The 21258-nt window shown below is 65.1% G+C and carries 16 protein-coding genes; 7 read left to right on the top strand and 9 right to left on the bottom strand.

The features are described from left to right. Window position 1: 1 nt before the first annotated feature. The 7 genes from B161_RS0114915 to B161_RS0114885 all read right to left on the bottom strand — a co-directional run bounded on the left by B161_RS0114915 (window position 2) and on the right by B161_RS0114885 (window position 7212). Window positions 2-1360 (bottom strand): FGGY-family carbohydrate kinase, encoded by a 1359-nt coding sequence (locus tag B161_RS0114915; RefSeq protein ID WP_018634247.1) that lies wholly within the window; start codon window positions 1358-1360, stop codon window positions 2-4. After that, a complete protein-coding gene (gene rhaM / locus B161_RS0114910) occupies window positions 1357-1671 on the bottom strand; it encodes an L-rhamnose mutarotase (RefSeq protein WP_205619270.1) in 315 nt (104 codons plus the stop codon). The genes B161_RS0114915 and rhaM overlap by 4 nt, the downstream gene beginning before the upstream one ends. Beyond that, on the bottom strand, window positions 1671-2675 hold the full coding sequence (locus tag B161_RS0114905; RefSeq protein WP_018634245.1) for an ABC transporter permease: 1005 nt from the start codon (window positions 2673-2675) through the stop codon (window positions 1671-1673). The genes rhaM and B161_RS0114905 overlap by 1 nt, the downstream gene beginning before the upstream one ends. Beyond that, window positions 2672-3682, bottom strand: coding sequence for an ABC transporter permease (locus B161_RS0114900; protein WP_018634244.1), 1011 nt, complete (start codon window positions 3680-3682; stop codon window positions 2672-2674). The genes B161_RS0114905 and B161_RS0114900 overlap by 4 nt, the downstream gene beginning before the upstream one ends. Next, window positions 3679-5250 carry a sugar ABC transporter ATP-binding protein gene (locus B161_RS0114895; protein WP_018634243.1) on the bottom strand — a complete coding sequence of 524 codons (1572 nt, stop codon included), beginning with the start codon at window positions 5248-5250 and terminating at the stop codon, window positions 3679-3681. The genes B161_RS0114900 and B161_RS0114895 overlap by 4 nt, the downstream gene beginning before the upstream one ends. A gap of 80 nt (window positions 5251-5330) precedes the next feature. Then, entirely contained in the window at window positions 5331-6323 is a 993-nt protein-coding gene (gene rhaS, locus B161_RS0114890; RefSeq protein ID WP_018634242.1) for a rhamnose ABC transporter substrate-binding protein, read from the bottom strand. A 67-nt stretch (window positions 6324-6390) separates the two neighbouring features. Then, the gene (locus tag B161_RS0114885) at window positions 6391-7212 is read right to left on the bottom strand and encodes a DeoR/GlpR family DNA-binding transcription regulator (RefSeq protein WP_018634241.1); all 822 of its coding nucleotides are present in this window, start codon (window positions 7210-7212) and stop codon (window positions 6391-6393) included. 211 nt (window positions 7213-7423) lie between these two features. On the opposite strand from B161_RS0114885, the gene B161_RS0114880 reads away from it, so the two are divergent. The 5 genes from B161_RS0114880 (at window position 7424) to B161_RS0114860 (ending at window position 14866) form a co-directional block, all read left to right on the top strand. Then, window positions 7424-9526 carry a bifunctional rhamnulose-1-phosphate aldolase/short-chain dehydrogenase gene (locus B161_RS0114880; protein WP_018634240.1) on the top strand — a complete coding sequence of 701 codons (2103 nt, stop codon included), beginning with the start codon at window positions 7424-7426 and terminating at the stop codon, window positions 9524-9526. Between the two features lie 22 nt (window positions 9527-9548). Then, window positions 9549-10826 carry an L-rhamnose catabolism isomerase gene (gene rhaI, locus B161_RS0114875; RefSeq protein WP_018634239.1) on the top strand — a complete coding sequence of 426 codons (1278 nt, stop codon included), beginning with the start codon at window positions 9549-9551 and terminating at the stop codon, window positions 10824-10826. 199 nt (window positions 10827-11025) lie between these two features. Continuing rightward, entirely contained in the window at window positions 11026-12144 is a 1119-nt protein-coding gene (bglB, locus tag B161_RS0114870) for a beta-galactosidase BglB (protein WP_018634238.1), read from the top strand. 27 nt (window positions 12145-12171) lie between these two features. Continuing rightward, window positions 12172-13563 carry a family 4 glycosyl hydrolase gene (locus B161_RS0114865; RefSeq protein WP_018634237.1) on the top strand — a complete coding sequence of 464 codons (1392 nt, stop codon included), beginning with the start codon at window positions 12172-12174 and terminating at the stop codon, window positions 13561-13563. Between the two features lie 58 nt (window positions 13564-13621). Further along, on the top strand, window positions 13622-14866 hold the full coding sequence (locus B161_RS0114860) for an ABC transporter substrate-binding protein (protein WP_018634236.1): 1245 nt from the start codon (window positions 13622-13624) through the stop codon (window positions 14864-14866). A 36-nt stretch (window positions 14867-14902) separates the two neighbouring features. On the opposite strand, the gene B161_RS0114855 is transcribed toward B161_RS0114860, so the two are convergent. Next, on the bottom strand, window positions 14903-15988 hold the full coding sequence (locus B161_RS0114855; RefSeq protein WP_018634235.1) for an AI-2E family transporter: 1086 nt from the start codon (window positions 15986-15988) through the stop codon (window positions 14903-14905). Between the two features lie 96 nt (window positions 15989-16084). Next, a complete protein-coding gene (locus B161_RS0114850) occupies window positions 16085-17554 on the bottom strand; it encodes a helix-turn-helix domain-containing protein (RefSeq protein WP_018634234.1) in 1470 nt (489 codons plus the stop codon). Between the two features lie 152 nt (window positions 17555-17706). Between B161_RS0114850 and aceB the strand changes: the two genes are divergently transcribed. Continuing rightward, a complete protein-coding gene (aceB, locus tag B161_RS0114845) occupies window positions 17707-19341 on the top strand; it encodes a malate synthase A (RefSeq protein WP_018634233.1) in 1635 nt (544 codons plus the stop codon). Window positions 19342-19433: 92 nt separating this feature from the next. Further along, on the top strand, window positions 19434-21044 hold the full coding sequence (locus B161_RS0114840) for an isocitrate lyase (protein WP_026310467.1): 1611 nt from the start codon (window positions 19434-19436) through the stop codon (window positions 21042-21044). Window positions 21045-21258: the final 214 nt, after the last annotated feature.

Genomic DNA, 21258 nt, shown 5'->3' with positions numbered 1-21258 from the left:
ATCAGACATCGCGCAGCGCCTCGCGCCAAAGGGCGGCGTAGGCGGCGAAAGCCGGAGCGGGCGGCGCGGATTCTATCTGCGGCGGAGCGGGGCGCGCGCCTGAATCCGCCAGCAGGGCCGCGCCGAGGGCGGTGCCCGTCGCGCCTTCGGAAGCCTCGACGGGGCGTCCGGAGGCGGCGGCCAGCATCGCGCGATATTCGGCGTTGCGGGCGAAAGGCCCCTCCACGAGGATGGGGCCGCGCGCGCCGATCATCGCGAGGCATTCGGCGGTCATGAGCGCCAGATAAAAGGCCAGCCCCGCCGCCTCCTGAGCTTCGTCGGCGGGGGCGAAGCTCCAGCAGGCCTTGCGTCCCCGGAAAGGGCCGGAAGAGGGCTCGACCGCCGGAAGCAGCAGGATTCCTCGCGCGAGGACCGTCGCCGCGGCTTCGGGCGTCGCGGCGAGGTCGCGACCCTTGCGGATCAGCTCATATTCCCGCCCGCCCATGAAGCGCGCCGAGGGCGTGGGGGAGCCATGGGCGTCGACGTTGATCAGGGCGTCGCGTCGGGGATCGAGGGCTTTCGGCTCCGCGCCGACGGCCATGCAGACGACCCATGTTCCCGTCGAGACCACCGAGAAAGGCCCCTCCCGCGCGGCGAGATGCGGATAAAGCGAGGCGTTGCTGTCATGCAGCCCGCAGAAGACGGGAGTCTCAGGGCGCAGGCCCGTCCGCGCCGCGACCTCCGGCAGGATCGGCCCGAGGATCTCCGCCGCGCGCCGCAAGGGCGGCATGAGCTTCCGCCAGCCCATGCGCGCCACGAGGGAGGAGAAATCCCCCGCATGCGGATTCCAGAGATCCGTATGGCAGCCGAGCGACGTGGCCTCCGTCGAGGGGACGCCGCTGAGGCGCATCATCCAATATTGCGGATAGGTGAGGAGGTGGACGGCGCGGGCGAAATCCTCAGGGAAGGCGCGGGCTTGCCAGTAAAGCTGCGCCCCGAGGTTCAGGCCCATGGCCAGCCTCGGAGAGCCTGTTTCAGCGAAATCGGGGCGGAGGGCGTCGTAATTCCCCGGATCGAACTCATGCTCGTAATCGAGGATGGGAAGGACCAGATCCCCCGCCGCGTCGACGAGGGCGCCCGTGGCGCCATGGGCCGCGATGGAGATCGCGTCGATCTCATGCGCCGCCGCCAGATCCTTCAGCGAGTCGAGGATGAAGGCCCAATGCTCCGCCGTGGGATGATGCGGATAGGGCCCCGAACGCGCGACGAGGTTGGGCCGTCGCCGCAGGTCGATTTCGGCGCGGCGCTCCAGATCGACCAGCGCGAGCTTCACGTTGGTCTTGCCGAAATCCAGCACGGCGATCTTGCGAAGCGGCCTCATGGCAGATGGAACACCGTCTCAAGCGGAACGGAGACCGGGGATTGATCGGGATTGGTCTCCATGAGATCGGCCATGAAGGCCCACCAGCGCTTCATGACCGGATGTCCCGGCAAAGCCTCCATGGCGTGATCCGCCCGCCGCCAGAGGACGCCGAAGAGCGTCCCCGTCTCGCGATCGAGATGGATGGAGTAATCCTGAACTCCCGCCTCATGGAGGAGATCCGCCAATTCCTGCCAGATCTCGTCATGGCGGCGGCGATATTCAGCCTCGAAGCCGGGCTTGAGGCGCATCTTGAAGGCGTGTTTCTCCATCATCGCCGCATTTTCTCCAGAAGCTTGGGAAGCGCGATCACCGAGATCAGCAGGATTCCCACGAAAATCGACATCACCACGCCGGGCACGTTCAGCAATCCGAGTCCGAAGGTGATCAGACCCATGATCAGCGCCGCCAGCATCACCCCGAGGATCGTGCCGGAGCCGCCGGTGATCGCCACCCCGCCCAGAACCACCATGGTGATCACCTCAAGCTCCATGCCCATGCCGATGGAGGGTCGCGTGGAGCCGAGCCGCGAGGTCAGGCAGACCGAGGCGATCCCGGCCATGAGGCCGGTCAGCATGAAGAGCGTCATGCGGATGCGGCGCACCCTCACGCCGGAGAAGGCGGCGGCGGTCGCGTTATTGCCGATGGCGTAAATGCGACGGCCGAAATTCGTCCCATGGAGCAAGACGCCGTAGACCACGGCCAGAACCGCCAGAAGCGCCAGCTCGAAGGTGATCGCGCCCCAGACGTAGCCCTGGCCGAACCAGGCGAAGGAGGCCGGATAACCGCCATAGGCGCCGTCTCCAAGGATGATATAGGCGATTCCGCGAAAGAGGCTCATCGTGCCGATGGTCGCCACGATGGAGGGCAGCCCCAATCCCGCCACGAGGAAGCCGTTGAAGGCGCCGCAGGCCAGCCCCACGCCCGCGCCGATCAGCACGAGTCCCGTGGTCTCGACGCCCATTTGCCGGGCGGCGCCCATGGCCACCGAGGCCAGAGCGATGATCGCGCCCACGGAGAGGTCGATCTCGCCGGCGATGATGAGCAAGGCCATGGCCAGAGCGATCATCGCCTTTTCGGTGAAATTGAAGGTGGCGTCCGAGAGATTCCACGGATCGAGGAAATAGGGCGAGGCCAGAGCGTTGAAGGTGAAGATCGCCGCGGCCACCGCGAGGAGCAGCGTCTCCCAGCTTTTGAGGCGGCGCAGAAAAGAGCCGTTGAGGCGATCAGGGATATGGCGAGGAGGAATAGGGCGGGGAGGGGGGGCCATGGTCATGACGCGGCTCCCGAAGACCGGATGACGGGGGCGGCGGATTGCGCCGATTTCAGGATGATCCGGCCCTTGCGGCGTTCGGCGCGGGCGTTGAAGGCGACGGCCAGCAGGATCGCCGCGCCGGAGATGGCCATTTGCCAGAAGGGCGAGATCCCGGCGACGGGAAGAGCGTTTTTAATCGCGCCGAGGAAGAAGGCGCCGAGCAGCGCCCCGGCCACGGTCCCCATGCCTCCGGCGATGGAGATTCCGCCGATCACGCAGGCGGCGATCACGTCGAGCTCGAAGCCCTGCGCCACCTCGGTGTAGGCTACGGCGTAACGGCTCACCCAGAGATAGCCGCAGACTCCCGCCAGACCGCCGTTGATCGTGAAGGCCCAGAAGCGCGTCCGCCCGACCGAAATTCCCGTATAGACGGCGGCGTGTTCGTCTCCGCCCACGGCGTGGAAGGCCCGCCCGAGCCCCGTCCGCCCGATGAGCAGGACGAAGACCGCGATCACGGCGATCGCGATCCATGAGAGGACCGGCAGGCCCAGAACCACCTCGCGCGGGAAGGCCTTGAAGGCGGGGCTCATCTGATGGGCGTTGACCCATGCCCCGCCCGACAACAGGAAGATCGAGCCGCGATAAATGGTCATCGTCCCCAGCGTCACGACGATGGAGGGCAAAGCCAGCTTCCAGACGAGAATCCCGTTGAAGGCCCCGAGCGCCATGCCCATGCCCGCCGCGAAGAGCAACAGAAGCCCCACCGGAATCCCCGGCAGGGCGGCGTTGAGCATGGCGGTCGCCATGCCCGTCAGGGCGAGGTTGGCCGCCACGGAGAGATCCACGCAGCGCGTCAGGATCACCGCCATTTGTCCGAGCGCCAGAATGATCAGAATGGCGCTGTCGTTGAAGATCGCCGCGAGATTGGCGGGGCTCCCGAAGCTCGGGAAGCGCGCGCGGACCAGCAGGATCAGCAGCAGGATCGCCAGAAACAGCAGGAACTCCCGGCGTTTGAGAAGGGCGCTCATGAGTCGCCTCCCGCCCCGATTCCGACTCCGATTCCGGCGGCGGCGCGCACGAGGATCTCCGGCGTCAGGCCCGCGCGGGGATATTCCCCGACCATCCGGCCCTCGCGCATGACGATCACCCGATCCGACATCCCGAGGATCTCCGGGATCTCCGAAGAGACCATGATCACCGCCAGCCCCTCGGCGGCCAGTTCGGCCATGAATTCATGCACCGCCGCCTTGGACCCGACGTCCACGCCTTTGGTGGGCTCGTCGAGGATGATGATCTTCGGCTGCGTGGCGAGCCATTTCCCGATCACCACCTTTTGCTGATTGCCGCCCGACAGCAATCCGAGCGGCTGATCGAGGCTGGCGGCGCGCAGATCCAGCCTTTCGGCGTAATGGCGCGTGAGGGCGAATTCCTCGGCCTTGCGCAGGAGGCCCGCCCGTGAGAGGCGTCCCAGCGAGGGCAGGGTGAGGTTCTGAAAGATGGGCAGAGCCCGCACGGCGCCTTGCAGGCCGCGATCCTCGGGGGCGTAGACCAGCCCGGCCTCGACGGCTTCGGCGGGCGAACGCGGACTGCGCTCCTCGCCCGCGATGCGGCAGATTCCCGCCGAAGGCCGCGAGATTCCGAAGAGCGCCTGCATCAGCTCGGAGCGTCCCGCCCCGACCAGCCCGTAAAATCCGAGGATCTCGCCGCGCCGCAGGGTGAAGCTCACATCCGCGAACTCCGTCGGATGGGAATAGCCGGAGACGCTGAGGATCTCCTCGCCGATCTGCGGAGTCCGGACGGGAAAGATGCTGTCCATGGCGCGGCCCACCATCATCTCCACGAGGCGGCGCTCGTCGATCTCGGACATCAGCCCCGCCCCGACCATGCCGCCGTCGCGGAAGACGGCGTAGCGATCGGCGATGCGGAAGATCTCATCGAATTTATGGCTGATGAAGAGAATGGCCTTGCCCTGAGCCTTCAGCCGCTCGACCAGCTCGTAAAGCTCGCCGATCTCCTTATGCGAGAGGGCGGCGGTGGGCTCGTCCATGATCACCACGCGGGCCTCCACCGAAAGCGCCCGGGCGATGGCGACCAGATGTTTGCTGGCGATGCCGAGATCCTTCAGCGCCGCGTTCGGATCAAGCGCGGCGCCGATCCGCGCGAGGATCTCCCGCGCCTCGCGGCGCATGCGCGGCCAGTCGATGAGGCCGAAGCGGTTGAGCGGCGCATGGCCGAGGAAGATGTTCTCCGCGACGCTCAATTCGTCGAAGAGCACGGTCTCCTGATGGATCGCCGTGACGCCCTCGGCCGCCGCCGCCGCCGCGGTGGGAAAACGCGCCGCGCGGCCCTCGATGCGGATTTCGCCTGCATCGGGCTGATAAACGCCGGTCAGCAGCTTCACCAAAGTGGATTTTCCGGCGCCGTTCTCGCCGATCAGCGCCGTGACCTGACCGGGATAAAGATCAAGCTCGACGCCCTGAAGCGCCTTCACGCCGGGGAAGCTCTTCACGATTCCGCGCAGGCTCAGCACGGGCCGGGCGGAGACGGAGAAAGGCGCGTCGGCCGCAGAGGCGGCGACGAGAGGCTCGGCGGCCATGGAGCCCTCCTGAGCGAAGGATGCGGGGAAAAGGCCCGCCGGAGAGGATCCGGCGGGCGGGAGTCGCCGTCAGGAAGGGGTCAGAAGACGGTCTTGAACTCTTCGATGTTCGAGGCGTCGTATTTGAAGGGCGTGGACATGGCCGCTTCATTGGCGTCGTCCAGCGTGACGCTTCCCATGCGCCCGATGGAGATCACCGCGCCGGGCTTGGCCTCGGCCTTGTCGGTGGCCAGCTCATAGGCCAGATAGGCCGCCGAGTAGCCGAGATCCACCGGATTCCAGATCGCGAAGGATTTCGAGGCCCCGCTCTCGACGGCGCCCGCCATCTCGGAGGGCAGCCCCAGCCCGGTGACGTTCACCTTGCCGATCTTGCCCGCGTCGGCCACGGCCTGAGCCGCCGCCACGATCCCGACCGAGGTCGGGGCGATGATCGCGTCGAGATCCGGGTAAGTCTGAAGCAGGCCCTGAGTCTCGCGATAGGACTTATCCGCGAGATCGTCGCCGTAGACCGTCGCGACGAGCTTGATGTTCGGATATTGGTCCATGACCTTGTTCATCTCGGAGATCCAGATGTTCTGGTTCGTCGAGGTGGAGGTCGCCGACAGCACCGCGACTTCGCCGCCCTCGGGCAATTCGTCGGCGGCGAGCTTGATGATGGTCTGGCCGATCAGCTCGTTGGAGGAGGGCGCGAGATGCAGCTCGCGGCCGTCCTTGGCCACGCCGGAATCCCAGGAGATCACCGTGATCCCGCGCTGCATGGCGCGCTTGAGCGCCGGAGCCACGGCGTCGGGATCATTGGCCGAGATGGCGATGGCGTTCACGCGCTGGGCGATGAGCGCGTTGATCACCTCGATCTGGCCTTCCGCCGTGGTGGAGGTCGGGCCGGTGTAGATGATCTGGACGTTCCCCAGCTCTTTGGCGGCCTCTTCGGCGCCGCGGTTGGCGGCCTCGAAGAAGCCGTTGCCGAGCGATTTGGCGACCAGAGCGATGCGCACCGGATCTTGCGCCCAGGCGGCGGAGCTCATCAGGCTCGCGGCGAGGGCCGCGCCGATCATGAGTTTTTTGGCGAACATGCCTGTTTCCTCCCAGAAACATGATTTTGATTCTCCGCCCGCCTGATTTTCCCCGGCGCGCGTCTCGTCATCCTTCGGCGGCTTCGGCCTCCGGTTCTTCTCCCTTGGCCGAGCGCGCGACCGGCGCGACGATCAGCCGGACTCCGGCGTCGGCGAGCATCTGAGCATGGCGGTCCTCGATCCCGTCATCCGTGACGACGGTGTGGATCCGCGCCAGCGGACAGAGGATCAGCGCCGAGCGCCGGGAGAATTTTTCGCTGTCCACCAGCAGGACCAATTCGTCGGCCTGCCCGAGGAGCTTCTCCTCGGCGTGGATGATCAGCGGATCCTGCTCCATCACCCCGAGCGGCCCGATTCCCTGCGCGCCCATGAACATGCGGCGGGCGTAGAAATTGCGGATCACGTCGTTCTCGAAGGGCGAGAGCACGATGTTTTGTTCGCGGTAGATCGTCCCGCCGGGGAGCATCACGGTGTTTTTCGTATGGTTCAGCAGATGCTCGGCGATGGGAAAGGAATTGGTCAGAATCTGGAGCCGCCGCGTCGCCAACGGATGGACCATCTGAAAAGTGGTGGTGCCGCCGTTGATGATGATGGTGTCGCCATCCTCGCAGAGATCGGCCGCCGCTTTGGCGATTGCGCGTTTCTGAGCGATATTGATCGAAATATTCACCGAGAAGGGCCGTCCGTTCAGGGCGGTCACATGGGCCGGAGTCAGGGCCTCGGCGCCGCCGCGCACCCGACGCAGCTTTTTCTGCAAGTGAAGCTGGGCGATGTCGCGGCGAATGGTGGCCTCGGAGCTTTCGGTCAACTCCACTAGCTCGGCCACCGAAGCGAAGGGCTTCGATTGGACTGCGGACAGGATGACTCGATGGCGCTCGGTTTCGTGCATAAGGCGACTCCTTGAGGATCAGGATCGGGCGAGTTTGGGGCTTTGTCAATCAGTTTCGATCATTTTATGTCTTTTCGCAGGTGCAATATGATCGATTATGATCGTTTTCGATTGACTTATGTGCGGCTCTGAGGAAAGCCTCGGCGGAAAGCCATCCCTTTTAAAGGCCGGGCCCTTTCCTCAGAAACCATTCCCTCAGGAGCATATCCCAATGTCCGATCTTGCGCCCTCCAATCGTCTGGAGAACCTGTGGGACGACGCCAAGGCGGCGGGCATGAGCGAATCCGAAAAGCTGCTCTATCGCTCGAATCTGCTCGGCTCCGACAAGCGCGTGACCAATTACGGCGGCGGCAACACCTCGGCCAAGGTCATGGAGGCCGATCCGCTCAGCGGCGAGAAGGTCGAAGTCCTGTGGGTCAAGGGCTCGGGCGGAGACATCGGCTCGATGAAGATGGACGGCTTCTCCACGCTCTATATGGATAAGCTGCGGGCGCTGAAGGGCAAATATCGCGGCCTCGCCCATGAGGACGAGATGGTGGGCTATCTGCCCCATTGCACCTTCAACCTCAACGCCCGCGCCGCCTCCATCGACACGCCTTTGCACGCCTATGTCCCGCGCAAACATGTGGACCATGTGCATTCGGACGCCATCATCGCCATCGCCGCCTCCGCCGATTCCAAGGCGCTGACGCAGGAGATCTTCGGCGAGGTCATCGGCTGGCTGCCTTGGAAGAAGCCGGGCTATGAGCTTGGCCTCTGGCTGGAGAAATTCGCGGTCGAGAATCCGCAGGCCAAGGGCTGCGTCCTCGAATCGCATGGGCTCTTCACTTGGGCCGACGACGCCAAGGATTGCTATCTGACCACGCTGGAGGTCATCAATAAGGCTTACGCCTGGCTCGAACAGAGGACGGCGGGCCTCTCCGTCTTCGGCGGCGCAGCGAAGCCGACCCTGCCGTCTGAAGAGCGTCGCCGCATCGCCGCGCGGCTGATGCCGGTCATTCGCGGGCTGATCTCGAAGGAGCGCCATAAGGTCGGGCATTTCGACGATCAACAGGCGGTGCTGGAGTTCGTCGGCTCAAAGCGGCTGGAGGAATTGGCGGCGCTCGGCACCTCTTGCCCGGATCATTTCCTGCGCACCAAGATCCGGCCTCTGGTGGTGGAGTTCGACCCCGCCGCGCCGGATCTGGAGAAGACCCTCGCCGGACTCCCCGCCGCCGTGGAGGCTTACCGCCAAGATTACGCCGCCTATTACGAGCGCTGCAAGCGTCCGGATTCTCCGTCCATCCGCGATCCCAATGCGGTGATCTATCTGGTGCCGGGGGTGGGGATGATCTCCTTCGCGCTGGATAAGGCCACGGCGCGGATTTCGGGCGAATTCTACGTCAACGCCATCAACGTCATGCGCGGAAGCTCGGCGATCAGCGCCTATCGCGGGCTGCCTGAACAAGAAGCCTTCGACATCGAATATTGGCTTCTGGAGGAGGCCAAACTTCAGCGCATGCCCAAGCCGAAAAGCCTCGCGGGACGCGTGGCGCTGATCACCGGCGCGGCGGGCGGCATCGGCGCGGCGACGGCGCGCAAATATCTCGGCGAAGGCGCCTGCGTCATGCTGGCCGACATCGACGCCGCCGCTCTGGAGGAGGTGCGCCAAGGCTTCGCCAAAGGCTTCGGCGCCGACATGGTGCGGAGCGTCGCGCTGAACGTCACCGATGAAGCGGGCGTGATCGGGGCCTATGCGGAGGTCGCGCGGGAATTCGGCGGCCTCGACATTCTTGTCTCCAATGCGGGGATCGCCTCTTCGGCGCCGGTCGAGGAGACCACGCTTGAGCTTTGGAACAAGAATATGTCCATCCTCTCGACGGGCTATTTCCTCGTCAGCCGCGAAGCCTTCAAGCTGCTGAAGGCTCAGGGGATCGGCGGCGCCGTGGTCTTCGTGGCCTCCAAGAACGGGCTTGCGGCCTCGCCGGGAGCCTCGGCCTATTGCACGGCCAAGGCCTCGGAGATCCATCTCGCCCGCTGCCTCGCGCTGGAGGGCGCGCCGGAGGGCATCCGCGTCAATGTGGTGAACCCCGACGCGGTCTTGCGCGGCTCGAAGATCTGGTCCGGCGAATGGCTGGATCAGCGCGCCTCGACCTATAAGACCGACAAGGAGGGCCTTGAGGAGATGTATCGTCAGCGCAGCCTTCTGAAGCGCTCGGTTTTGCCCGAGGACATCGCCGAGGCCAATTATTTCTTCGCCTCCGACCTCAGCGCCAAATCCACGGGCAACATCGTCAATGTGGATGCGGGCAACGTGCAGGCCTTCACGCGCTGAGTCGCCGGAAAGGGAGGAAACCATGAAGATTCAGGACTCCGTCCTCGGCGAGGCGAACGCCCGCCGCGAAGCCGATCTGCGTCGCGATTACGAAAGCCTCGGCGAGCGTCTGGCGCGGCGCGGATTCGAGATCGACGCGATCAAGGCGAAGATCTCGGCCTTTGGAATCGCGCTCCCGAGCTGGGCGGCGGGCACGGGCGGCACGCGCTTCGCCCGTTTCCCCGGCGCGGGCGAGCCGCGCGACGTCTTCGACAAGATCGACGATTGCGGCGCCGTCCATCGCCTGACGGGGCTGGCTCCGGCGATTTCGCTGCATATTCCTTGGGACAAGGCCGACCCGGCGGCGCTTCTGGCGCGGGCGGGCGAGCATGGGCTGATCTTCGACGCGGTGAACTCCAACACCTTTCAGGATCACCCCGACCTCCCCTTGAGCTTCAAATACGGCTCGCTTTCGCATACGGACAAGGCCGTGCGGGATCAGGCCGTGGCGCATAATCTGGATTGCGTCGAGCTGGGGCGGAAGATCGGCTCGAAGGCGCTGTCCATCTGGATCGGCGACGGCTCGAACTTCCCCGGACAAGCCGACTTCACCCGTCAGCTCGACCGCTATCTGGAGAGCGCCCACCGCATTTACGCGGGCCTCCCGGAGGATTGGCGGCTCTTCGTCGAGCATAAGATGTATGAGCCCGCCTTTTACTCCACCGTGGTTCAGGATTGGGGCACGAGCTATCTCATCGCGCAGGAGTTGGGCGCAAAAGCCGCTTGCCTCGTGGATCTCGGGCATCATGCGCCGAACGTGAACATCGAGATGATCGTGGCGCGGCTGATCCGCTTCGGCAAGCTGGCGGGCTTTCACTTCAACGACAGCAAATACGGCGACGACGATCTCGACGCGGGCGTGATCGATCCTTACCGGCTCTTCCTCGTCTTCAACGAATTGGTCAACGCCGAGGGGACGCCCGGCTTTTCTCCCGCCTATATGCTGGATGAAAGCCATAACGTCACCGATCCGCTGGAGAGCATGATGGCTTCGGCCATGGAGGTGGCGCGCGCCCATGCTCAGGCGCTGCTAGTGGATCGCGCGGCCCTGCGGGCGCATCAGGAGAGCAACGACGCCCTCATGGCCTCCGAGACTCTGAAGACCGCCTTCCGCACCGACGTCGAGCCGATTCTCGCCATGGCGCGCTTGGAGAAAGGCGCCGCCATAGATCCCGTGGCCGCTTTCCGGTCTTCGGGCTATCGGGCTCAGGCGGCGGCGCGGCGTCCGAAGGTTTCGGGCGCGGGCGGCGGCATCGTCTGAAGGCGCGGTCTCTGAAGATCGGGGCGATCTTACGGGGTCGCCCTATAAATATATGATGAGTAGCGAAAATATCCGCAAAATCATCATATGAATATTGCTTTTCCCAATCGCCTGTGCTCTGCTGACCTCCAGAAACGGCGCTTTCGAATCCGCAAGCCGAGATTCCAAATCAGCCGAAGATCTTCAGGGAGAAACGACGATGGATCCTTTGCTCCGGCGCAAGGAGCGTTTCGTCTCGCGCGGCGAAGTCGAGGAGTTGATCCGGCGTCTGGCCGCGAACCTCACCGCGATCAAAGACGAGACCGGCGAATTCCTGCTCCATCTGGAGGACGGCCGCGTCATCGACACGCGCGGCTGGAGCGGCTGGGAATGGACCCATGGAATCGGGCTTTACGGGCTCTTCAACTCATGGAGGCTCACGCAGGATCCGGCGCTTCTCCAAATCATCCTCGATTGGTTCGAGGCGCGGTTCGCCGAGGAGCAGGCCACCAAGAACATCAACACCTTCGCGCCCTTCCTGACTCTCGCCTCCCTGCATGAGATGCGGCCTAATCCGGCTTGGGTTCCTTATCTGGAGACCTGGGCCGAATGGGCCATGCATGAATTGCCCAAGACCAAGGAAGGCGGCTTTCAGCACATCGTCTATAACAGCGTGAACCCGCAGCAGATGTGGGACGACACGCTGATGATGAGCGTGATGCCTCTGGCGAAGATCGGGCTGGTTCTGAACCGTCCCGAATATGTGGAGGAGGCGAAATATCAATTCCTCATCCACGCCCATTATCTCGCCGACCGCGCGACGGGACTCTGGTTTCACGGCTGGACCTTCGACGGCGATCATAATTTCGCCAAGGCCCTTTGGGCGCGCGGCAACAGCTGGATCACCATCGCGATCCCCGAATTCCTCGATCTGTTGAACCCGCCCGAGAACGACCCTCTGCGGCGACATCTATTGTCCATCCTGCGCCGTCAGGCGGAGGCTCTGGCGCGGACGCAGGACGCCTCCGGCCTCTGGACGACCCTGCTCGACGATCCGCAAAGCTATCTGGAATCCTCGGCGGCGGCGGGCTTCGGCTATGGCCTGATGAAGGCCGTGCGCAAAGGCTATCTCGGGCGGGAATATCTGCCGATGGCCGAGAAGGCGGTCCAAGGCGTGATCGGCAAAATCGACGCCTCCGGCGAATTGCGTCAGGTCTCCTTCGGGACGGCCATGGGCGCCGACCTCGATTACTACCGGGGAATCCGCCTCACCTCGACGCCCTATGGACAGGCCATGGCGCTGCTCTGCCTCTCCGAGCATCTGCGCTCCTATATCTGACGCCTTCCGGCGTAATGGAGAATTTCAATGTCCGGCTCCGCGACTTCGGAAATCACGCTGGCCTATATCGGCGGCGGCTCTTTGAACTGGGCTCAGGTGCTGATGGCCGACCTCGTCCATGACGGCACGGTCTCCGGCGAGATTCGCCTCTATGATCTCGACGAGGAGGCCGCCCGCCGCAACGCCGCCCTCGGCGAGCGCCTGTCTCAGGCTCATGGGCGGAATCTGCGCTATAAGGCGGTCCCGAAGCTCGCCGAGGCCCTGACCGGCGCGGATTTCGTGGTGGTCTCGATTCTGCCGGGCTCCTTCGAGGACATGGCGCAGGATCTCGGCCTGCCGGAAGGCGAGGGCGTCCGGCAATCGGTGGGCGACACGGTGGGGCCGGGCGGATTCCTCCGCGCCATGCGGGCCATTCCGCAGATGGCCGCCATCGGCGAGGCGATCCGCGCCCATGCGCCTCAGGCTTTCGTCTGCAATCTGACCAATCCCATGTCGGTTCTGACCGGCGCGCTTTACGCCGCCTATCCGGGAATCAAGGCTTGGGGCGAATGCCATGAAGTGACCAAGCTCCGGCATATCCTCGCCTGGCTGGCCAATCGGAAGGCGGGAGAAATCCGCTACGACTTCCGCGACGTTCAGGCGAACGTGCTGGGGGTGAATCACTTCACCTTCGTGGATCGCGCCTTCGTCGGCGGAGCGGACATGCTGCCGGAATATCTCGCCTTCGCGGCGGAGCATCGGGCCAAGGGCTGGCGCTCCTCGCCGCTGGATCCGGAGAATGAGGTCCAGCGTTATTTCGAGGACGTCAACCGCGTGAAGTTCGACCTTGCGGCGCGCTTCGGGATCGCGGCGGCGGCGGGAGACCGCCATCTCGCCGAGTTCCTGCCCGCGAGCTGGTATCTCGGCGACAATGAAGGCTGGGGCTTCGGCCTGACGCCCGTCTCATGGCGCCGCAAGGATCGCGACGCCCGGCGCGCCGCCGCTCAGGAGGCGCAGCAGGCCAATGAGGCGCCGCCTCTGCGCGCGCCTTCGGAGGAGGCGCTCGTGGCTCAGATCCGCGCTTTGACGCGGGGCGAAACTCTGGTCGTCAACGCCAATCTCCCCAATCGCGGCCAGCTTGAGGGCTTCGCGCCGGGAACCATCGTCGAGACCAACGCCTTATTCTCGGGTTTGGGCGTGCAGGCCGTCGCGGCGGGGCGTCTGCCTCCGGCGGTGGAGGCGCTCGCCAAGCCCCATGCGGATCGGCAAAACGCCGTGCTGGCGGCGGTTCTCGCGGAGGACGCCGCGACTCTGGAGGGGCTTTTCCTCTCCGATCCGCTGAACGCCCCTTTGGGGCCGGACCGCGCCGCGCGGCTCTTCCGGGCCATGGCCGCCGCCACCGCCGAGCGTCTGCCGCCCGCTCTGCGCAAATACGGTTGAGGCGTCTCATCCCAATCAGAGGGCGCCCGCGAGAGGCGCTGTTTCAGGAGGAAAACCCATGAAAAAGACCATCCTCGGCGCTTTCGCGCTGAGTTTCGGCTGCGTCGGCGCGGCTTCGGCCGCCGAATTGCGGATGTCATGGTGGGGCGGCGACGGACGCCACGTCGCCACTCAGGAGGCTCTGAAATATTGCGGCGGCAAGCTCGGCCATACCGTCAAGCCGGAGTTCGCCGGCTTCGAGGGCTATCTGGAGCGCCTCAGCACCCAGCTTGCGGGCCGCACCGAAGCGGACATCCTGCAAGTGGATTGGCCTTGGCTGCATCAATTCTCGCGCGACGGCTCGGGCTTCGCCGATCTGCGGGAGCTCTCGGACTCCATCGACCTCAGCCAGTGGAACGAGGGCCATCTCGCCCCCGTCACGCTGAACGGCAAGCTGAACGGCGCGCCCGTCTCGGTGACCGGGGCCATTCCCTTCTTCAACGTCGAGGCCTTCCAGCGCGTCGGCCTCGATCTGCCGAAGACCTGGGAGGATCTCGCCGCCGCCGCCAAACTGATGAATCCCGAAGGCGCTTATCCCTATGACGCGACCAAGGTGATCCTCATGTTCACCATCGAGTCCCTTGCGGCGCAATCCTCCGGCGTGGAGTTCGTCGATCCCGAGACGGGCGAATTGGCTTGGACGAAAGAAGATCTCGTCAAAGCGCTGAACCATTATCAATGGATGGCGGATCAAGGGATTCTCCGGCCTTGGCGCATGGCGGCGGCGGTCGGCAATATCGAGGTCTTCGACGATCCCGCCTGGGGCGAGGGCAAGATCGGCGGGACGCTCTTCTGGGATTCGACCTATTCCAAATTCAACGACCCGATCCGCGAGGGAAGCCTCGCCCCCGTCCCGCCGATGCGCATTGAGGGCGCCAAGACGGACGGGCTGTATAAAAAGCCCTCCATGGTCTTCGCGGTGTCGCGCAACTCCCGCGATCCTCAGGCCGCCGCTCAGGTGATCGACTGCCTGCTCAACGATCCCGAGGCGATTTTGATCCTCGGCGTCAGCCGCGGCCTGCCCGCCTCCGCCGTGGCGCGGCGGACTCTGGAGGAGGCCGGACAGCTCGGCGCGGCCAACGTCGAGGCGGCGCGGATCGTGGCGGAGGCCACCGGACCCGCCATGTCGCCGCTGATCGAGCATCCGGCGGTTCAGGAGGTCTTCCTCACCAACATTGAGGAATTCGCCTATGGCCGCGCGACCGCCGAAGAGGCCGCCGACCGCATTCTGAGCGAGCTGCGCCGCGCCTTGCGGCGGCTCTGAGAGGGCTCCGGGCGCGCGGGGGGCGTCTCCTCCGCGCTAGGCGCGGGGCTCCTCCTGCGCCGCTTCGAGGCTTCTCTGCGCGGCGCGCTCCTCGGCCGAGAGCGACCAGACCGAGACGAAGAGCGCCGCGATCAGCGGCCCGATCACGAAGCCGTTCATGCCGATCAGCGCCAGACCGCCGAGCGTCGAGACCAGCACCATGTAATCCGAGAGGCGCGTTCCCTTGCCCACCAGCGTCGGGCGCAGGAGATTATCCACCACGCTGATGAAGGCGCCCACCACCAGCAAAACGCCGCCTTTGAGATATTCCCCCGAGAGCAGCAGATAGGACGCCGCGGGCGCCCAGACCAGAAAAGCGCCCACCGCCGGCAGCAGCGACAGCAGCGTCATGATCACGCCCCAGAGCAGGGCCCCCTCGACGCCGAGCGCCCAAAAGGCGATTCCGCCGATCCCGCCCTGCACGATGGCGATGACGACGTTGCCTTTGACCGTCGCGCGCACGACGTCGGAGAATTTCCGCAGCACGTGATCCGTATGGCGCGCCGAGAGCGGGCTGGCCTCGCGGATGCTCCGCAGGACGTCCTCGCCGTCGCGAAACAGAAAGAACAGCACATAGGCCATCACGCCGGTGCTGATGGCGAATTGCGCCGTATTCTGCCCGATGACCACCATCCGGCTGGCGAGCCATTGCGCCGCTTGCCCGAGAAAGGAGGTGAGACGCGTCTGAAGCTCCTGAAAGCTTTGGAGATGGAGCGAGTCGAGGCGCTCCAGAACGAAGCTGGGCAAGGCGTCGCGGAGCTGCGCGAGCAGCCGCGCGGCGTCGAATTCCTGTCGGGAGATCCGATCATAGAATCCCACGGCCTCCTGCGCGAGCATGGAGAGGATCAACGAGCCGGGGATCACCACGATGCAGACGCAGACCAGCAGGCTCAGCGCCGCCGCAAGGCTGCGCCGCCCGCCCGATTTGCGCGTCAGCAGGCGATTCAGAGGATTGAATAAAATGGCGAGGATCACCGCCCAGAGCAGAGCGCCGTAAAAGGGCAGAATCAGCCAGATGAAGGCGATGGTCACGAGAATCAGAAGGGCGATGAAGCTCGCCCTTTGATAGCCGGCGGTTCCCATGGATCAGGCTCCTCGCTTGATCTCCCGACGCGGGGGCGGGGAGCTTCTCCCCAGACTTACCCGAAAACCCCGGAAGCCAAAAGGCTTTGAGCGGCGTCAGGAGGCCGGACCCGCCCGGTTCGGAGGCGGATCCCCCTCGAACTGGAAGATCGCGAGGCTGCGCTCGCGTTCGTTGACGACGAGCCGACGGTTGATCGGCGCATGGGCGCGGGCGGAGCAATCGGGGCGTTCGCAGAGATAGCAGTTGAGCCCCACGTCCACCGGACGCATCCGCTCCAGATCGATCCCTTCGGCGTAGATCAGGCGCGGGGCGTAAGCCACGTCGCAGCCGAGCCCGATGGCCCAGCGCTGCGCCGGGGCTCCATGGCTGCCGCCCGCCCGCGTCACCGTGCGGGCGATGGAGAAATAGCTCGCGCCCTCCGGCATGCGGATGACCTGCGTCTGCACCTGTCCCGGAGTCTCGAAGGCCGCATGGATGTTCCAGAGCGGGCAGGAGCCTCCGAAGCGCGAGAAGGGGAAGCGCCCCGCGCTGAAGCGTTTGGAGATGTTCCCCGCCCGGTCCACCCGCACGAAGAAAAAGGGGATGCCCCGCGCCTCGGGGCGCTGAAGGGTCGTCATGCGATGGGCCGTCTGCTCGAAGCTGGCGCCGAAGCGATGGCTCAACAGCTCCACGTCGTAACGCGCCGATTCGCAGGCGGCCAGAAAGCGGGCGTAGGGCATCATCAGCGCGGCGGCGAAATAATTGGCGAGGCTCACCCGCGCGAGGCTCGCCGTGACCGGATCCGAGAAGCCCGCCCCGGAAACCAGCCGGTCGATCATCTCCTGACGCTCCAGACGCGCCAGCAACACGCCGATCTGAAAGCGGCGGCTCGGCTGGGCGAGCAATTCGGAGAAGAGAAGCTCCGTGCGATGGGGCTCGAAGCGGCGCAACTGGTCGCCCATCACCTGCGCGGGCAGAATCCGCGCGCGGATTCCATGGGCGGAAAGACGCTCGGTCAAAGCCAGATGCGGCTCATTGCGATGCAGCGCCAGCTCTTCGGCCAGAGATTCCGCCGCGCGGTCCAGAGAATCCACATGGTTTTTCTGGGCGAAGAACCAAGCCCGCACCGCCTCCACGGGCCGTGAGACCTCGGCGAGGGCCTCCACCTTGTCGCGGTCGGTGAGCGGATTGGCCTCGGCCTGAGGCCGCACCAGCTCTTCGCGGTAGCGGTCATGCAGCTTGACGAAGGCGGCGGCGATCTTCGGCGAGGCTTGCAGGACCGCCTCGATCTCGACGCGGGAGGGCGCGCCGCTTCCGGAAAGCGCGGGATCCTTCAGCGCGGCGGAGAAATCGGCGGCGAGCTGGGCGTCCATCGAGGGCGCCAGCTCCGCCACGTTGAGGTCGTAGACCTCCGCCAGCCGCATGAGCAGCTTCGCCGAAGCCGGGCGCTGATCGGCCTCGATCAAAGTGACGTAGCTGGCCGAAACGCCCAGCTCCGCCGCCATCTGCGCCTGAGTCAGGCCCAGAGACTGGCGCAGGGCCTTGAGCCTCTGGCCGATGATCAGTTTCTCTCCGCGGGCGGTCATGGGCGAGCCTTACAAATATGACAAAATCCACGCATGTCTTCTGACATAACTTACAAAATTACCCTTATTCATCCGTTGTTTGTCAGGATCATGCTGCATCTGCGACATAACATGACTAGCGTGACTTCACACCCGAGTCACGGAGCTTCGTCATGCCGCTCGATCGCCCGACCTCCATCGCCGCCCCCCCCAGCGCTCCTATCGTCCTGCGCGACGCGCCCGGCGCGGATCATGTTCTGACCCCGGAGGCTCTGTCCTTCGTCGCGGAGCTGCAAAGCCGCTTCGGCCTGAGGTTGCATGCGCTGATGGTCGCCCGCGCGCGGCGTCAGGAGCGCGTGGACCGGGGCGAGCTCCCCGATTATCTGCCGGAGACTCAGGCGATCCGTCAGGGCGTCTGGCGGGCCGAGCCCGCGCCCGAGGCGCTGATCGACCGCCGCGTCGAGATCACCGGCCCCGTCGAGCGCAAGATGATGATCAACGCGCTGAATTCGGGCGCCAAGGTCTTCATGGCCGATTTCGAGGACGCCACAGCCCCGAGCTTCCCGAACATCGTCGCGGGCCACGCCAATATGCTGGATCACCGCGACGGGACGCTGGAATATGACGATCCGAAAAGCGGAAAATCCTATCGCGTGGGGCCCGAGCCTGCGGTCCTCATCGTCCGCCCGCGCGGATTGCATATGCAGGAGGCCAATGTGCTGATCGGCGGACAGCCGGTCTCGGCGGCGCTCTTCGACTTCGGCCTGAACGTCTTCCATTGCGGGCGGGCTCTGGCGGCCACGGGGCGCGGCCCCTTCTATTACCTCCCCAAGCTGGAGAGCCATGAAGAGGCCCGCTTCTGGAACGAGGTCTTCGTCTTCGCTCAGGACCGCACGGGGCTTCAGCGCGGCATGATCAAGGCCACGGTGCTGATCGAGACTCTGCCCGCCGCCTTCGAGATGGATGAAATCATCTGGGAATTGCGCGAGCACATCGCCGGGCTGAACTGCGGCCGCTGGGACTATATCTTCAGCTACATCAAGACTCTGCGCGCCCATGGAGCCTATCTGCTGCCCGACCGCGCCGAGGTCACCATGGATAAGGCCTTCCTCGCGACCTATGCGGCGCGTCTGGTGAAGGTCTGCCATCGCCGCGGAATCCACGCCATGGGCGGCATGGCCGCGCAGATCCCGGTCAAGGGCGATCCGGAGGCCAATGAGCGCGCCTTCGCCAAGGTCCGCGCCGATAAGCTCCGCGAGGTCCAGTTGGGTCATGACGGAACCTGGGTCGCCCATCCCGACCTCGTGCCGGTGGCCCGCGAGATCTTCGACGCCGAGATGTCCGGCCCGAACCAGATCCGCATTCCGCGCCACACCTACCGCATCGAGCCCGCCATGCTGCTCAAGCCGCATTCCGGCGAAGTCACCGAGGCCGGGGTGCGCACCAATATCTCCGTGGCCATCGAATATCTGGCGCAATGGATCTCCGGACGCGGCGCCGTGCCCATCAACAACCTCATGGAGGACGCCGCCACCGCCGAGATCGGCCGCGCGCAGCTCTGGCAATGGCGCCGTCATGGCGCGGCGGTCGCGCTGAGCCTCGGCGGGGCGCGCAAGCTGGATGAGGAATGGCTGGGCGAACTCTTCCAGTCGGAGATCGTGGCGATCCTCGACCGCGTCGGGCCTTCGGCCTTCCATCGCGGACATTACGCCTCGGCCGCGCGGATCGTTCAGGAGGCCGTTCTCGCCGAGACCCTCCCGGAGTTCATCACCACCCCGGCCTACGCCGTGCTGAACGTGCTCGACTGATGGAAGAGCTGCGCATGGCCTCGTCTTTCGGCGGCCCCGCCTTCTGGACCGCCGTTCTCCCCTTTCCCGATCTGAACAAAGGACTTCTCCCCATGACGACCCGTCCTTCCACCGCCGAGATCCGCGCCGATCTGCTCAAGCGCTATCCCACGGGCGAGGCGCCCGGCGGCGTCGCCATCGACGACATCCTGCAACTGCGCCTTCAGAACACCTGGGACTCGCATCTCGACATCGCCCGTCAGATGGCCGTGGTCATGCGCGCCGACATGGCCGCCTATGACGCCGACAGCTCGAAATTCACCCAGTCGCTGGGCTGCTGGTCGGGCTTCCATGCGCAGCAGATGATCAAGGCGGTGAAGCGTCTGCGCGGCACGGCCAAGGGAACCTACGTCTATCTCTCGGGCTGGATGGTGGCGGGCCTGCGCAATCGCTGGGGCCATCTGCCGGATCAGTCGATGCATGAGAAGACCGCCGTGGCGGATCTCATTCAGGAGATCTACGTCTCGCTGCGTCAGGCCGACGAAGTGGCGATCAACGACCTCTTCAAGACCCTCAAGGCCGCCAAGACCGAAGAGGAGCGCAAAGCCGCCATCGCCGCCATCGACGGCTTCGAGACCCATGTGGTGCCGATCATCGCCGACATCGACGCGGGCTTCGGCAACGAACACGCCACCTATCTGCTGGCGAAAGAGCTGATCAAGGCGGGCGCCTGCTGCCTCCAGATCGAGAATCAGGTCTCGGACGCCAAGCAATGCGGCCATCAGGACGGCAAGGTCACCGTGCCGCGCGAGGACTTCATCGAGAAGCTGCGCGCCTGCCGCCTCGCTTTTGAGGAATTGGGCGTCGAGCAGGGCGTGATCGTGGCGCGCACCGACAGCCTCGGCGCGGGCCTGACGCAAAAGGTGCCGGTCAGCCAGCAGGCGGGCGATCTCGCCTCCGACTACATCAAATGGCTCAAGACCGAGCCGATCACCGCCGAAAACCCCATCCGCGAGGGCGAATTGGCGCTGTATCAGGGCGGCGAATTCGTCAAGCCGCAGCGCTTGCCGAACGGGCTCTTCCCCTTCAAGGAGAACACCGGACGCGCCCGCGTGATCGAGGATTGCGTGGCCTCGCTGAATCAGGGCGGCGCGGATCTGCTCTGGATCGAGACCGACACCCCCAACGTCGACGAGATCGCGGGCATGGTCGCCGAGATCCGCAAGCAGGCGCCGAAAGCCAAGCTCACCTATAACAACTCCCCGAGCTTCAATTGGACGCTGAATCTGCGCAAACAGGTGCGGAGCCAGTGGCTGGCCGAGGGCAAGATTCAGGCGGGCGACTACCCGGACGGCAATGAGCTCATGAAGGCCGAGTTCGACGCCACGGATCTCGGCCGCGAGGCGGATGCGCGTCTGCGCCGCTTCCAGACCGACATCTCGGCGCGGGCGGGGGTCTTCCACAACCTCATCACCCTGCCGACCTTCCACCTCACCGCCAAATCGGTGGACGAACTCTCGCGCGGCTATTTCGGCGAAGACAAGATGCTGGCCTATGTCGCGACGGTGCAGCGCGAGGAGATCCGTCGCGGGGTCTCGGCGGTGAAGCATCAGCATGAGGTGGGTTCGGATCTCGGCGACAGCTTCAAGGAGATGGTTTCCGGCGAGCGCGCGCTGAAGGCGGGCGGACACGCCAACACCATGAACCAATTCGCGGCTGAGTAAGCCCTTGGAGCGCAATCCGAAAAGTTCGAAAGACTGTTCGGGCGCATTGCGCGAGCTGACAAAAAACCAGAGCGTTTTCCGATCCGACAGGATCGGTGAAACGCTCTGAGAATCCGGGCCGGGAATTCACGGCGAGTCTTCTTAGTCCGGAGCGCCGTCCCGCAAGGGGCGGCGCGACCGTTAGAAGCCGGCGCCGTCCCACAAGGGGCGGCGC

Source organism: Neomegalonema perideroedes DSM 15528, from assembly GCF_000374145.1.
GTDB classification, from domain to species: domain Bacteria; phylum Pseudomonadota; class Alphaproteobacteria; order Rhodobacterales; family Rhodobacteraceae; genus Neomegalonema; species Neomegalonema perideroedes.
This window is presented reverse-complemented; position numbering and strand designations above follow the sequence as displayed.